This window comes from Vibrio sp. VB16, assembly GCF_015594925.2.
GTDB lineage: Bacteria > Pseudomonadota > Gammaproteobacteria > Enterobacterales > Vibrionaceae > Vibrio.
Genome location: NZ_CP087591.1, coordinates 1287616 through 1301979 on the forward strand (window position 1 = coordinate 1287616; position 14364 = coordinate 1301979).

General features: G+C 41.4%; 13 protein-coding genes and 1 pseudogene. 3 read left to right on the forward strand and 11 right to left on the reverse strand.

Annotated features, from left to right (window positions below; translation table 11 throughout):
* Positions 1–213: 213 nt before the first annotated feature.
* The 3 genes from IUZ65_RS22220 to IUZ65_RS22230 form a co-directional block, all read right to left on the reverse strand.
* Complete coding sequence (locus IUZ65_RS22220) at positions 214–1461, reverse strand: ABC transporter substrate-binding protein (protein WP_195706185.1); 1248 nt, start codon at positions 1459–1461, stop codon at positions 214–216.
* Between the two features lie 136 nt (positions 1462–1597).
* Positions 1598–3037, reverse strand: a complete 1440-nt coding sequence (locus IUZ65_RS22225; protein ID WP_195706186.1) for an ATP-binding protein — start codon at positions 3035–3037, stop codon at positions 1598–1600.
* Positions 3038–3041: 4 nt separating this feature from the next.
* Complete coding sequence (locus tag IUZ65_RS22230; protein ID WP_195706187.1) at positions 3042–3770, reverse strand: response regulator; 729 nt, start codon at positions 3768–3770, stop codon at positions 3042–3044.
* A 203-nt stretch (positions 3771–3973) separates the two neighbouring features.
* Between IUZ65_RS22230 and IUZ65_RS22235 the strand changes: the two genes are divergently transcribed.
* Entirely contained in the window at positions 3974–4525 is a 552-nt protein-coding gene (locus IUZ65_RS22235; RefSeq protein WP_195706188.1) for a DUF924 family protein, read from the forward strand.
* A 334-nt stretch (positions 4526–4859) separates the two neighbouring features.
* Here the strand turns inward: IUZ65_RS22235 and IUZ65_RS22240 are convergent.
* A pseudogene (locus IUZ65_RS22240) lies at positions 4860–5492 on the reverse strand (hypothetical protein); the annotation flags it as partial.
* A gap of 120 nt (positions 5493–5612) precedes the next feature.
* On the opposite strand from IUZ65_RS22240, the gene IUZ65_RS22245 reads away from it, so the two are divergent.
* Entirely contained in the window at positions 5613–6020 is a 408-nt protein-coding gene (locus IUZ65_RS22245; RefSeq protein WP_195706189.1) for a GFA family protein, read from the forward strand.
* 20 nt (positions 6021–6040) lie between these two features.
* Here the strand turns inward: IUZ65_RS22245 and IUZ65_RS22250 are convergent, their stop codons facing one another.
* From IUZ65_RS22250 to IUZ65_RS22260, 3 genes are all read right to left on the reverse strand, one after another.
* Positions 6041–6388, reverse strand: coding sequence for a hypothetical protein (locus tag IUZ65_RS22250; RefSeq protein WP_195706190.1), 348 nt, complete (start codon positions 6386–6388; stop codon positions 6041–6043).
* A gap of 302 nt (positions 6389–6690) precedes the next feature.
* The gene (locus IUZ65_RS22255) at positions 6691–9135 is read right to left on the reverse strand and encodes a molybdopterin guanine dinucleotide-containing S/N-oxide reductase (RefSeq protein ID WP_195706191.1); all 2445 of its coding nucleotides are present in this window, start codon (positions 9133–9135) and stop codon (positions 6691–6693) included.
* 46 nt (positions 9136–9181) lie between these two features.
* On the reverse strand, positions 9182–10276 hold the full coding sequence (locus tag IUZ65_RS22260; RefSeq protein WP_195706192.1) for a NapC/NirT family cytochrome c: 1095 nt from the start codon (positions 10274–10276) through the stop codon (positions 9182–9184).
* Positions 10277–10608: 332 nt separating this feature from the next.
* On the opposite strand from IUZ65_RS22260, the gene IUZ65_RS22265 reads away from it, so the two are divergent.
* Positions 10609–10950, forward strand: a complete 342-nt coding sequence (locus tag IUZ65_RS22265; protein ID WP_195706193.1) for a thiamine-binding protein — start codon at positions 10609–10611, stop codon at positions 10948–10950.
* A 117-nt stretch (positions 10951–11067) separates the two neighbouring features.
* Here the strand turns inward: IUZ65_RS22265 and IUZ65_RS22270 are convergent, their stop codons facing one another.
* From IUZ65_RS22270 to IUZ65_RS22285, 4 genes are all read right to left on the reverse strand, one after another.
* Positions 11068–11577, reverse strand: coding sequence for an RNA methyltransferase (locus tag IUZ65_RS22270; RefSeq protein ID WP_195706194.1), 510 nt, complete (start codon positions 11575–11577; stop codon positions 11068–11070).
* Between the two features lie 177 nt (positions 11578–11754).
* Entirely contained in the window at positions 11755–11940 is a 186-nt protein-coding gene (locus tag IUZ65_RS22275) for a FeoB-associated Cys-rich membrane protein (RefSeq protein ID WP_195706195.1), read from the reverse strand.
* Between the two features lie 10 nt (positions 11941–11950).
* Positions 11951–13954: a ferrous iron transport protein B gene (gene feoB / locus IUZ65_RS22280; RefSeq protein WP_195706196.1), complete on the reverse strand. Its 2004-nt coding sequence runs from the start codon at positions 13952–13954 to the stop codon at positions 11951–11953.
* A gap of 62 nt (positions 13955–14016) precedes the next feature.
* Entirely contained in the window at positions 14017–14322 is a 306-nt protein-coding gene (locus tag IUZ65_RS22285; RefSeq protein WP_229638284.1) for a FeoA family protein, read from the reverse strand.
* Positions 14323–14364: the final 42 nt, after the last annotated feature.

A 14364-nucleotide genomic window follows, 5' to 3' on the forward strand; every position in this document is an offset into this window, starting at 1 on the left:
CTGCTAAAGCTTCGCTTAGGTACAGGTGGTGTGTTAGGCGAATTCAAAACACGCTCCATAACTAATCCTTAATGGTTCAAATTGCATAACATCTTGCATAATATGAGTATGATATTTGAATGGGAAGATCGTGATCTGGGAGGTGACCACGATCTGAGTTCTCTTTGCACAGAGCATTTAAGAAAGGCAGATTTTTAGGCCTGCCAACTTAAATTACATGGCTGCTTTCACTGCTTTCGCAAGTTTTCCAGCCGCTTCTTTTGGATCCGCATTTTGATCGTTAAAGAAGTTAGTGACTACGTCGTAAATCGCACCTTGAGCGTAGCTAGTGGTAGACATACCATGAGCCATACTTGGTAGGAGGTCGCCGCTTTTTGCGGTTGCTTTGAAGTCTTTCATAGAATCAACAGCGCAAGAGTCAAACTTAGACATGTCGGCATCTAAACGCACTGGAATAGAACCTTTGTTAAGATTAAATACTTCTTGGAACTCTGGCGTTAAGATCGTTGCCGCCAATGCTTTTTGCGCTTTTTGTTGCTCAGGGTCAGACAACTGGAAGAATGCAAAGCTATCTACGTTATGAGTAAAATGACCTGCGGTACCTGGAGCAGGAACACAGACGTAATCTTTACCTGGCATTTTACCTGCGGCGGTAAATTCACCTTTCGCCCAGTCACCCATGATCTGCATTGCTGCTTCACCATTGATAACCATCGATGTCGCTACGTTCCAATCACGTCCTGGAGAGTTTTTATCAATGTAGTTGTGCATCTTTTTGAATAGGCGGAATGTTTCGACCATTTTGTCGCCACTCAAGGTATCCATATCTAGGTCGACAAAGGCTTTTCTATAATCTTCGCTGCCCAATACACTAAGTGCAATGGCTTCAAATATTGTCGCGTCCTGCCAAGCTTGACCACCGTGTGCCAATGGAATGTATCCAGCTTCTTTAAGCTTATCACCCACCATGAAAAACTCGTCCATGGTAGCGGGTACTTCAACGCCTGCTTTTTCGAATACGGCCTTGTTTGCCCACAACCAGTTGACACGGTGAACGTTGACAGGAACCGCTACATATTCACCATCAAATTTCATGATGTCAGCAACCATAGGTGGTACTAAAGAATCCCATTTATTTGCCGTAGCAACATCATCTAGGCTAGCTAAGAAACCTAAGCCACCCCATTCTTGAATATCGTGTCCTTTAATTTGCGCGGCTGCTGGTGGGTTACCAGATACTGCGCGAGTCTTAAGAACGGTCATTGCACTTGTACCAGAACCACCAGCGACAGCGAAGTCCTTCCAAGTATGACCTTGTTCTTCAAGCATGTCTTTTAGTGCTGATACGGATTTAGCTTCGCCACCAGATGTCCACCAGTGAAGCACTTCAACTTCGCCAGCTGTTGCAAATTGGGTAGCAGAGAGTAGGGATAGAGTAAGTAGGGTTTTTTTAATGTTCATCGTTCTCATCCATGGTTTGAATTATGATTATTATGTCGTGATTGGACAAATAATTATCCTATCAACATTTAGATTAATAAGAAAAAACACATTGGATTGAAACAAAGAGTAACGTGAATGTAACAAACCCGTTACACTAGTGAGACAGGTTACGTGGTATAAGGATCTCCACGGAAAAGCCACCGTCTGATAAGTTTCTCAGAATGAGATCTCCGCCGTGTGCGTGCAGAATATTGCGGCATATTCCAAGGCCAAGCCCGTGTCCGTCGCGATCTTTCGCTATCCGAAAGTAAGGTTCAAATACCGCTTCTAACTTATCTTCTGGAATACCGTTACCTTCATCTTGAATGGTTAGAGATAACCTATTTCTATTGTCTTTAGGGATGATAACCACACGGTGACCGTACTTAACTCCATTTTCAATCAGGTTGCTTAGCAGGCGTTTAATCGCAAGCGGTTTACCTACAATTGGCCGAATAGACATCGATGGAATATAGACTCGATTAGATTGTTGATTGTAAGACTCTGCGATAGAAAGTAGGACTTCTTTTATATCGATGACCGCGTTGTTTTCATGAATGTCAGTATCTTTAACCGTTTGAAGTGCGCCTTTCACCATCATCTCAAGTTCGTCGAGATCGTTGTTGAACTTGTCACGCTCTTCATCCTCTTCTAAAAGTGCGGTTCTTAGCCTAAGCCTAGTAATGGGTGTTTTTAGATCGTGGGAGATGGCAGAAAATAGTGTTTCCCGATCATTTACATAGCGACGAATACGCTGTTGCATACGATTGAATGCACGCGTGGCGGTGACCAGTTCATTCGCACCTTCTTCAACCAGTTCTGGTTGGTCTATATCCATGCTCATTTCATTCGCCGCTTTCGCTAGGTTATTTAATGGCCGAACTTGCCTACGAATAAGTGGGTATACCAATAGCATCAACGTAGTAGTAGACAGCAGTAAAAAAAGCAGTTGTTGAGAACCAATGATAGTGTCATCTAAGCTGACATAAGGGGCAGGTAGAAGTGCTGCGATATAGATCCATTCATCACTTTCCAATTGGATTTGTACCACGAGGATGGGCGGTTTAATCGGATCTAACGTGAGAGTGTAATGGGCCCAAGATTTAGGCAGGTCATCTAAGAAGATATCGTTTTTTAAGATTCGTAGATGATCGGGTTTAGAAAACTCTACGATGATTTTTTTAACATGGTTTAATTTTTTATCGAGTACATTTTTAACGGAAGTCACGGCAATTTTTTCTAAAAAATTGTCTGGGATAGTATCTACCCTTAGCTGTTCTTTATTAAATGAGACGAAAAAGCGAGTTCCCCCCATGTCTCTTATTTGATCTAGAATGATGTGCCGATACTCTACCGGGAGAGATTGAAAAAAATTGATGGTAGAAGCAAACATAGTTGCCATGCTTGCCGAGGTTGAGCCGATGCCGTCTATTTCCTTCTGTTTTGATTGTGAGTACCAAATGGATGTCGCAATACCTTGAGCAAAAATGACAGCAATAAGTGTCAGCCAGAGTGTTCGCGCAACCAATGAGCGCGGAAAGAAAATTCGCTTCATTAAATTAGTGCTCGTAGCTTACAGGGGCGGTAAAAATATAACCGTTTCCACGCATAGTTTTGATGTACTGGTGCTGTTTACCATTGTCGCCAAGTCGAGAACGCAGACGACTGAGTTGCACGTCAATGCCTCGCTCGAAAGGTAACGCTTCACGGCCACGTGTGGCGCAAGAAATCGTATCGCGATCTAGTACCTCGTTAGGACGAGAAAGGAACAGCATTAACAACGCAAAATCACTACCTGACAGTTCAAACTGTTCATTGGTTTCTTGATTGATCAAGCCATGGGCCAACGTGTCTAAATGCCAGACTCCGAAATTTATCGCTTTAGGCAATTTGTCTATATGACCTTCTTCTTCGAAATGACTGCGACGTAATACGGCCTTTATACGGGCGATAAGTTGGCGAGGGTTAAAAGGTTTGGCAATGTAATCGTCTGCCCCAATTTCTAAGCCGATAATTTGGTCGGTTTCATCTGACACGGCAGTCAACATGATAATAGGAACGTTAGACGTCTTTCTTACTTGTTGGCACAATTCAAATCCATCGTCCCCGGGTAGCATCACGTCGAGAAGAATAAGTGTTGGATAACCATGCGCTTGTAAATGCGCATACATTGCCTCACCATCTTCCGCTACGGAAACATGATATCCAGATTTAGTAAGATATTTGTCGAGCAAATCTCGTATCTCGTGATCATCGTCAACGACCAAGATATGCGCTTGTTCCTTCATCTACGTTCCTTCATTTACGGTTAGCGTTACAGAACATGATTCTAACGAGCATTTGAAATAAGGTGATGATTTCTCGCCGAAAGTATGAGCTGAGTAGGTTTGTTTTTAACAGAATTTGATCTGGTTCAAGTTGAGAATAGTTCTAATCTAAACTAAATAATAGTCTATCATTATAAGCATCGTTTAATTGGAGCGGATATAGGATGAAAACAGAGCAAAATAGCCAATCTATAATCGATTTTTGGTTCAAAGAATGCACACCAGAAATGTGGTTTAAGAAAGATCTTGAATTTGATCAGATAATCCAGAATCGCTTTATGGCGTTACATCAACAGGCAAGCCAATGTAATCTATTTGAATGGAGGAAGACGGCGGAAGGTCGTTTGGCCGAAATTATCGTATTGGACCAGTTTCCCAGAAATATCTTCAGAGATACGCCTCTCGCCTTTGCGACCGATGCACTTGCATTAGCTTTAGCTCAAGAGGCCGTTATTGGTGGTTATGACCAACAACTTGATTTGGCTGAAAGAACGTTTCTTTATATGCCTTATATGCACAGTGAATCTCAATGTATTCACGAAGAAGCGTTAAGGCTTTTTAAAGCGTTGGGGCAAACGGGTAATCTAGATTTTGAGATAAAACACAAGGTGATTATTGATAGATTTGGCCGCTACCCGCATCGCAATGATATTTTGGGACGAGTATCAACAGAAGAAGAGCGTGCGTTTTTGAAAGAGCCGAATTCTGGTTTCTAATTGTTTAAAAAAAAGGCCGAACAAGAGACTTAGCGAAAAGAGTTGATGATCCTAACTAACTCTAACGAGGACTCTATATGTCCTCGTTTGTCCGTCATCGCTTTCGGTCTTTGTACCAGAGATAAATCATTTCTTTTTTTTCTGCCGCTTAATTATAATTTTTTCGACGAGTGATTTCTGTTTCTTAGAGACAGCCTGTTTATGCACTACTTTTTGTAGCATTTCAGACAGGAATGCTCTCTCCCATAAAGTAAATGATTCAAAGTTAAGCAAAATAGCATCATTAAGCTTTGTGAAAAATTCATGGTCATTCATTTTAAACCTTTGATTATGTTTAGCTCAGTGGCTCTAGAAAATACTTATCTACAAATGGTGACGTCTTTGCAGACAAAAGAGCGCTGTAATCTAATTGAAATTGAATTTTCTGTCCTACAACCAAGGAACCCTTTGAGGTTTCAATAAGTAGGTGATCATTTGTTGATGATACAAGGCCTCTATCATGGACCTATTGTTTTCCACCAAACGCATCAGCGGCCTGTTTACCCCAAGGTAAAGAAGGCTTAACTTTAGGTTCGATAACTTCCGCAGTAAGTGTGACAACGTCGCTAAATAAACCGGTTATTTTTTCTTGATATAAGGGCTCACAACCTAAGAAAATAGCTTCGCCCAGTCGAAGGTGATTAACCCGTGTGGATCTTGCATTCTTTAACGCCTGGTTAAGGGAGGCGGAGTTTCCTCCTGAAATTATGTCCAATTTAATACTAAATTTTTTTTTAATTTCGGAAAGCTGTTGTACCACCGATATTTCAGTGTTAAGACTGATATCACAATACTGAATAACATCAGAAACCTGACTTTGCATTGGTGAACGAATAAGCATTGTAGGCAGTATTATACCTGATTGCTTCATTTTTATTATATTCGCACCGGAGTCTATTAATGCCTGAGCGATAATGGGGTGACCTAAGCAGACAACCCCATTTCTACCAGTTGACTTGGAAGTTGAGTTAATGCGTCGATTTAAATAACCTAGACCTGCTATTATCATCAATTCCATCAAACAGAATTTCTAAAAAGGAAGGTATACATGACTATAACTGGGGAGTGTTTCTGTGGCGATATAAAGTACCAGTTAGACGGGATTTTATATGATGTTCGGTCATGTCATTGTTCACGGTGTAGAAAGGCGTTTAGTGCTCAGGCCTCGGCTTATGCGTTAGTGAATCAGAGTGAGTTTAAGTGGCTCAGTGGTGAAGAACGGTTATCTTCTTACATTGGGCAACATGGGTTTGGACTGCAGTTTTGTAGCAAATGCGGTTCAACTTTAACGGGTGTTTTTAAAGACGAAGTACATGGCGTTACTTTAGGCTGTGTCAACGGTGATCCTAAGGTTCAGCTGAGTCGCCATATATTTGTCGGGTCAAAAGCCTCATGGGAAATCATTGCTGATGGTGTACATCAATATGATGAACTTCCACCAGACAATGTGCTTTAGCCGAGCAAGTTAAACCTGATTCACGACGCTTTAAAGGTATTTAATTCATTTGCACTCGTCGCGGTCAGATCACCAGCAGGATTGATGATATGCGGTAGAATTTTGGGTAAATTAAGTTCGATATCCTTATTTTCTACTTCGCCTATCACGTGGTTATACCAACCTAACAGTCCAAGAACGGCATAACCAACAGCATCGTCACTTTCGCGGTGTTCAAGAATGATCTGCAAAAAACGTAAGACAGCTTTGTCGTTTGATTTGGCTTGCTTTACCGTTGTTCGGAAGATATCTGTTGCTTCAGCAATTAAACCTTCAAATTCAGTCTCTATTGAGACCTTAAAAGAACCGCTATCAACGGAAATTTTCATATTAACTCAACCTATTGTTCTAATTGTGTGAATACTAGCGAAAAAGAGAAGACTTGTCCTTAACTGACCTACAAATTCGCCTCTTATGCGACCTTTAATTAGTTGCCTTGATAATCTCACATTGAGAGTTTAGGCATATGAAAGCTATTCACAATTATTTAAGTACACGAGAGACAGCTTTACTTGTTTTATCTCAGTTTTGACTGGTCATTGAGCCATGATTCATTATAGGGATAAAGTAAGGAGGGAAATTTGAAATAAAAAAAGACCCCTTATGAAAGGGGTCCTTACTAAATGGTAGCTTAACCGTTTGTTACAGGTGTAAATGCAGTCAAGTTAGGCACTTCGCCAGTGTACTTCTCTATTTTAACTAGAGCCGAGTTACCAGCACAACCGTTACCCAAACGTGAAGACGGTATGTCACTCGTCAGTACGTTGACACCACCGTTTTTACATAGCCCGGTTTTAGGATCCAAATCAGGCCAAGCACCTTCGTGGATACAGACCGAACCTTGCTTGATTCCATCTGTAACTAATGCACCCACAAGTACCTGTCCACGGTCATTGTAAGCACGAACTAGATCACCGTTGTTAATACCACGGGTTTTTGCATCCTCGGTATTAATGGTTATAGGTTCACGGTTCGCTATTGCGTATTCTTCACGAAGTTTGGCATAGTTAAATTGACTGTGTAGACGATGAGCAGCATGTGCTGCCATTAGTTGAAGTTCATCTTTCTTAGCACTTCCACGCCACTCTGTTGGCTCTAGCCAAGTAGGGTGGGCAGGACAATCTTCTAAGCCATATTTTTCGATGGTTTTTGAGTAGATCTCAATCTTACCTGAAGGTGTTCCAAGCGGGTTCATTACTGGATCTTTACGGAACTCTGCATGGCGAACAAACTGCGCCGCTTTTTTGTTAAACTTCATTTCTATCAGTTCGTTGGTATCCCAGAACTTACCGAAATTAGGCATACGGATACGTGCCGCGCGACCACCTTTCTGCGCCGTTTCGTAAAAACCTTTCAGCCAATCCATCTCCGTTTTCCCTTCGGTATAAACGTCACGGCCACCAGATTTGATTAACTCAGCCATATCCGCAAATACGTCAAAGTCATTTCGAGCTTCACCTTGTGGTTTAACCGCTTGCTTCATAGGGATTAGGTGTTGATTACTATAGTCACCCGTCATCGTCATATCATTACGCTCAAATGACGTCGTGATAGGAAGAACAACATCCGCATGCTTCGCCGCTGCCGTCCAATATATCTCAGAGATAACCACGAGTTCAGGTTTTTGCCATGCTTTGATTAAGCGATTTGTATCTTGGTGATGGGTAAAGTTGCCGCCGCCTGCCCACCAGATCATTTTGACCTCAGGGAAGGTGAGCTCTTGACCATTGTGTTGGTATTTTTTACCTGGGTTTTCAAGCGCTTCTACAATACGCGCAACAGGGAATGCATTGACTGCACCAGAAACTGCCCAGTCGTTACCAGCAGAAGAACCACCGCCGATAGACGATGAAATTGCCGGAAGAACGCCTGCATCACGGGTAGGGTTTCCGCCGTTTGAGTAATGGTACGAAAGACCAAAACCACCACCAGGTTGACCAATCTGTCCTAGCATTGCGGCAAGAGTCGCGAGCATCCAGTGACGTTGCTCACCAAATTGTTGACGTTGTACGCCCCAGCCACTCATTAACATTGTTCTGTTTTTACTAAAGATATCGGCCAGAACTTCCATCTGTTTCGCTGGAACGCCTGTAATTTCTTCTGCCCAAGCAGGTGTTTTCTCGACGCCGTCTTCTTTACCCAACAGGTACGCTTCAAATTTATCATAGCCTGATGTGTATTTGTCTAAGAAAGCTTTGTCGTGTTTTTTGTTGCTAATAAGTGAGTGTGCGACACCCATCATCATAGCAACATCAGTCATAGGGTTTGGTGCTATCCATTGTGCATTATCGCCGAAGAACTCAATGGTTTCAGAACGCATTGGGTCAATACAGATGATGGTTTTTCCGGATTTCTTCAACTGATGGAAGAACTCTAATCCAGACTCATCTGTAGACGACCATGCAATCTTCAATGTGTTCATTGGGTTTAAACCCCAAAGAACGACGACGTCACTGTGCTCAAGAATAACAGGGTGCGTTGTCTGCTGTTCATAGACTTCAATCGACCCCATCACGTGAGGCATAATAACCTGTGAGGCACCGGTAGAATAGTCACCCAAGTGCCCAGAGTAGCCTCCAGCCATGCCCATATAACGTTGAAGCAGTGTCTGTGCCTTATGTAGAACACCACTAGAGCGCCAACCATAAGAGCCGGCAAACACGGACTCTGCACCATTTTCTTCACGGATACGCATGTGTTGTTCGTGGATCAATTTATAAGCTTCATCCCAAGAAACGCGAACGTAGTCATCATCACCACGCGTACCTTTCGGAGCGGTTGGGTTTTCCAAATAGCTTTTGCGAACCATTGGATACTTAATACGTGCGTTGGTGTGTACTTGATCCGGGCCAGTAGTTTGTAGACTGTTGGGAACGGTTCTAGCCAGAGCGCCTTTTGTTGAAACAAGTTTGCCATCTTTAACTTCTGCGATCATTGCACCCATTCGACCTGCGGTGAGCACACCATCGCCTTTCTGTTTTGCCATTGCTTGCATCGGCACAATGCTGGTAAATACTAAAGTACCAGCCGCCATGCTCGTTCCCTTAAGGAAACCTCGACGTGAAATGTTGTTCATAGACCTTATTCCTCTTCTCTCGTTCGCAATTGTTTGTAATTATCCGTTAATGGCCAACCACATCTTTAGCGTGGCTTTGGAAAAATTTGGTTAAAATTTCTAAGTTTAATTCAGTAATATCGGTTCGTTCACCCATGCTTTTGGCGACAGGACCCCATGCGTTAACGGTAAAATGATGGCCTGGTATGATCGAGTGGCATGCTGCACAATAAACATTGTCCAATTCCTCTGCGTAGCTCCATAGAGGATCAATCGAACCAAGAACAGCGGCATCCGTCGTTGCTTGAAGCTCAGCAGTACGCCAGGCGTTACCATATTCGTCTTCTGCAAACTCCCCAACTTTGAGTGCGGCTTGGCCTTTGTCAGTCAGCTTCGCAATAATCGCGCGTTTTCCTTCTCCCACATAAAGAACTTGCTCTGCACCTTTCATCTGATAACCAGAAATTTGAACCGTTCTGAAGTTAGCGTCATTAGAAAGTACGGTAAGTTCTACCGTTGGATTGACCGTACCAAAGTCACCAATAGAAATGGTATCGATTGGATAGACTTTTTGAGCATCAGGTTTCGTCGCATTAGTGAGTTCAATTAGGTTGTCATACGCTTCACTACTCATTTCAAGTTCCGGTGGGAAATGAGCGACACCTTTATGGCAATCGATACAGGTTTGACTGTTTTCGATACCATATTCATGCATTTTCTGCGCATTTTCAGACTGCTCATAGGTGTCCATTGCATCATAGCTGTGACATGAACGACAGGTAGCAGAATCATTTGCCCGCATTTGAGCCCATACGGTTTCAGCCATCGCTAAGCGATGGTTTTCGTATTTTTCTTCCGTATCGATTTTGCCCGTTACGAATTCGTGGTAGATGTCTTTGGATGCTCTAATTTTAGTAATAACGTAATCGATAGGGTCGGAAGGAATATGGCAGTCAGAACACTCGGCTCTTATTCCTTTTGCGTTACTGAAGTGTTTAGAACCTTGGTATTCTTGATAGGGGGCGTCCATCGTATGACATGAAACACAGAATTCTGTGCTTGATGTAAGATGCATTACAACAGCAGTACCGCCAAGGCTAAACCAGCCAATAATGACGCCAATAATTGCAATAAACGCGATAGACCATTTTTTGAATTTCATAGTAAGAGAATGTATTGGTTAAAAATTGAGTGTATACCTATTTAGGATTAGCGAAATAAGAATAAATCACAAAATACATTATTATTAGAATTTAAATCATTAAATTTGAAGTAGGCAACATATAATTCTGCATTTTCAGTTAATTCAATAGGTTAAAAAATAAGCCCTCAATAATTTATGGTTATTTTAGGCAATCTAGAGATAGGCTTGTTAGAAGAATTTTGATGTCATAACGTCTTATATGACCCATTTGACCTTGTCTCATCTGCTTCGTAACTGACAAAAAAAATGATAGCATGAACAGATAGTTAACCTCCAAAGGCCAAATAAAAATGTCGATTGAAAACCCAGTGATTAAGGATGTGTTTGTTGCTTTTCAAGTCATACCTAGATTGAAAGAAGGCAACAACTTTGAAGTCGTCGATAAAGCGATAGAGGTTGTCAAAGCCGCGAATGTGCCTTATCAAGTAGGCGCAATGGAAACCACAATGAAGGGTGAACTGGATCAATTACTTGATATTGTGAAGCGTGCTCAACAAGCATGTTATGACGCTGGCGCTTTAGAAGTGATTACAAATATTAAAATTCATAGTAAAACGGAATCGGTCACGGATACATTTTGCACATATGATCGTGGTGTGACGCCTGCCAATCATATGTTTGTAGACAAGTAATATCGCACGTGTTTCGTTGATGACTTCAGTTTAATACCGATGACGGGACAGACGCTACAAATATTAATGAATATGTAGGGTTACTCGTCCAAGTCCTCAATACGATAACGATCAGTTTTAGTTGTTAATGCGAAGTTTGTTGTTGTTGTCGCGACTGCTTCGGATAAGAGCATCGTCTTGAATGATGTCGTCTGATTTTGATAGTCGATCATATAATAGAACGTTAACCGACGCGGCTAGGTTCATGCAGCCAACAGTGGGAACATAAACAACATGGTCGGCTCTATTTGCGATTTTTTGATCGATAGACCCATCTTCTGGTCCGAAAATATACATCGCTTTTTTAGGGTGCTGAAAGTTGGGTAAAGGTGTTGCGCCTTCTACTAACTCGATACAAACAATTTTCATATCGGTCGGCAGATCATCAAATAATGAATCCACACCAGTTAATGAAATGGAATGTATTGCGGATTTAGTATCCGTATTTAACTTGACTGCTCGGTCATAACGTCGACCCGTATATCTCACAGCGTCTGCTTGGTAGCATCCTGCCGCTCTCATTACGCCGCCAACGTTCACTGGGCTTTTTGGGTTAACTAATCCTATAATTGTGTTGGTATCTTTCATGTCGTGTATCTATGACCTAACGTTGTCTGGCAAGGCTCTACCTTGTAAAGGAGCGCATTCTAACAAAATGGATGATAATTCAAAAGGACCAATCTGTTGATCCTTTGTTTATTTATGCACCCCCATACGGTGGTATTTATGACCTTAATATCAAAAGAATCAATAAAATCATATTTTTTATTTTACTTCTTTGATATTTATTCTCTTACCTACTGTTTTATTTGGTTGTGTTTTATTAGAAGAGCATCCGCCACTAAGGGAACACCCAATACATTTTATGCCTTTGCGTTTTTCAATGACTATTTTAAATATTGAGAGCGCAATAATTAAAATAATAGTTAACGCTACAATTATATTTGCCATGAGCTATTCCTTAAGAAGAACATAGATCTAATTTTTGTTCTTCTTTTTTTACACCTTTATTTACTAGGTACATTAGAATTCCGAACAATATTAAGGAGGCGATAAGGCCATATATAAATCCTTGACCTAATACACCCGTTGTGATGTAACTTCCGACCTGATAAGTTGTAAATGCAGCGACATAGCCAATGCCAAATTGGAATGCTACGCCTCCCAACAACCATTTTTTATCTTCTAACTCGGCATTCATCGCACCTATCGCTGCGAAACATGGGGGAGTGAAAAGATTGAATATAAGGTATGCAAATGCTGCGACTGAAGTTAATCCCATAACACTAGCAACGTCCGCGCCACCAGATACCAATGCAAGCTCTTCTGTATCGATGAAGTTGGTAATGCCATATACAACGGCCAATGTTCCGACTACATTTTCTTTTGCAATAAAACCTGTGATTGCCGCCGCAGCCAACTGCCATGCACCGAAACCAAGTGGGATTAATACAAAGGCGAAAGGGGAAGCAAGACCAGCCAAGATGCTTGTGTGTTCCGCGCCTTCTGCGACAACTTGAAACTGCCAGTTAAATGTTTGCATGATTTGCACGGCAGCGTTGCATAATAAGATGATGGTTCCAGCCTTAATTATGAAAGCTTTCGCTCTTGCTAATGTAGAGACAGCGGCTCTTTGAATACTCGGAAAACGGTACTCTGGTAATTCAAGTATGAAAAATGATCTTGAATGTCTCTCACCTGTAATTCTAACCACCATCAGTGCGCCAAAAATGATGAGTGCAATACCTGCAAAATACATCGTAGTGCCAACCCATGCAGCATCGTTGAAAAAGACACCTGCAAATAATGCGATGACGGGTAGTTTTGCACCGCAGGGCATGAAGGGGGTTAACATCGCTGTCGTTCTTCGTTGCCTTTCGTTTTGTATAGTTCTTGTTGCCATGATTCCTGGAATTGCACAACCTGTGCCTATAACCATCGGGATAATAGACTTTCCTGAGAGTCCTACCTTTTTGAAGAAGCGATCCATAATGACAGCAACGCGTGCCATATAACCACTGTCTTCAAGTAAAGCAAGTAAGAAAAAGAGAACCATAATTAGAGGCAGAAAACCAATCACCGCACCCACGCCGCCAATAATACCATCTAGCAGTAAAGCGCTTAGTAGCGGAGAGACATCATCACCCAATAAACTTTCAACAAAAGCGTAAAGCTCGTCTATCCATCCAACAAGGATATCCGCCAAAATTGGACCCAAATGAGTTTGTGATATTGAGAATACACACCACATAACGACAGCAAAGATAGGTAGTCCAAACCATTTGTGGGCTAAAATTCTATCCGCAGTATCTTGATTTGTTTGTACTGAGCTTCTTGTTTGCCTGTTTTCGGATTTTCTGACCAGATTTTTTACAAATTCAAAACGTTCGGTATCGGAAGACTCGACGGAATCCGCGTCTCTTAAGTTAACGTTTCGACTACTAAACGGAGCTGTTTGAGACTGTCCTTTAATCTCAATTGCTTTTGCAATAAGGTCATCTAAGCCATTGTTATTGCTTTTAATGGACGTTGTTTCTACTACAGGACATCCGAGAGTTTCGCTTAATAGAGTAATATCAATCTCAGTTTTTCTCTTCTTGGTTAAATCACTTTTATTTAGAGCGACAACAACGGGAATACCAAGTTCTAAGAGCTGAGTTGTGAAAAATAGACTTCTATTTAAATTCGTTGAATCAACGATATTTAGAATAACATCAGGTTTTTCATTTTTAACAAAATTACGAGTGATTGTTTCTTCCGAAGTAAATGGAGACATGGAATAAGCACCGGGTAGGTCAACCGCTACAATGTCACTATTTGAGTGATTGATGGTTGCTTTTATCAGTCCCTCTTTTTTACTGATAGTGACACCGGCCCAATTACCAACACGTTCAATTTTTCCTGTAATGGCATTAAAGAGTGTGGTTTTCCCACTATTTGGATTACCTGCTAATGCAATTTTCAAAGTGTTATTTTCCCTATTTAGACATTGAGTCAGTTTTAGCTAACTCATCATTATTTGAATAATTAAATCAGTATGACTATTTTAGCTAAATCCAGGTCTATGCTATATCTGGCATCTTTTACCGAAATCACATATGTATCTGACAAAATAGATATAACGGTTACTGATTCTCCTTTAAAGCAGCCTAATGTAGAAAGAAAACTGGCCATTTCTTTATTGTCTGAAATAACGTTTTTGATTTCGTATTCTTTATTTAGTTTTGCCTCAGATAAATTCTTAACACCGCGAGCTTCGCTTATGTGTTTATTATTAACTTGCAATAACCTGGCTAATTTATCTGGTATTAGACTAAAAATGGCTTGGTTCAAAATTCCGTCTCCCAAAGTGGCAATATAGCCTAGAGTTCTTGC

What these genes read in the sequence shown, in the direction of transcription:
- IUZ65_RS22275 (WP_195706195.1), bottom strand. Translation starts at nt 11,940, where the DNA reads ATGGCAAATATAATTGTAGCGTTAACTATTATTTTAATTATTGCGCTC.
- IUZ65_RS22250 (WP_195706190.1), bottom strand. Translation starts at nt 6,388, where the DNA reads ATGAAAATTTCCGTTGATAGCGGTTCTTTTAAGGTCTCAATAGAGACT.
- IUZ65_RS22230 (WP_195706187.1), bottom strand. Translation starts at nt 3,770, where the DNA reads ATGAAGGAACAAGCGCATATCTTGGTCGTTGACGATGATCACGAGATA.
- IUZ65_RS22260 (WP_195706192.1), bottom strand. Translation starts at nt 10,276, where the DNA reads ATGAAATTCAAAAAATGGTCTATCGCGTTTATTGCAATTATTGGCGTC.
- IUZ65_RS22245 (WP_195706189.1), top strand. Translation starts at nt 5,613, where the DNA reads ATGACTATAACTGGGGAGTGTTTCTGTGGCGATATAAAGTACCAGTTA.
- IUZ65_RS22235 (WP_195706188.1), top strand. Translation starts at nt 3,974, where the DNA reads ATGAAAACAGAGCAAAATAGCCAATCTATAATCGATTTTTGGTTCAAA.
- IUZ65_RS22255 (WP_195706191.1), bottom strand. Translation starts at nt 9,135, where the DNA reads ATGAACAACATTTCACGTCGAGGTTTCCTTAAGGGAACGAGCATGGCG.
- IUZ65_RS22270 (WP_195706194.1), bottom strand. Translation starts at nt 11,577, where the DNA reads ATGAAAGATACCAACACAATTATAGGATTAGTTAACCCAAAAAGCCCA.
- IUZ65_RS22220 (WP_195706185.1), bottom strand. Translation starts at nt 1,461, where the DNA reads ATGAACATTAAAAAAACCCTACTTACTCTATCCCTACTCTCTGCTACC.
- IUZ65_RS22225 (WP_195706186.1), bottom strand. Translation starts at nt 3,037, where the DNA reads ATGAAGCGAATTTTCTTTCCGCGCTCATTGGTTGCGCGAACACTCTGG.
- IUZ65_RS22265 (WP_195706193.1), top strand. Translation starts at nt 10,609, where the DNA reads ATGTCGATTGAAAACCCAGTGATTAAGGATGTGTTTGTTGCTTTTCAA.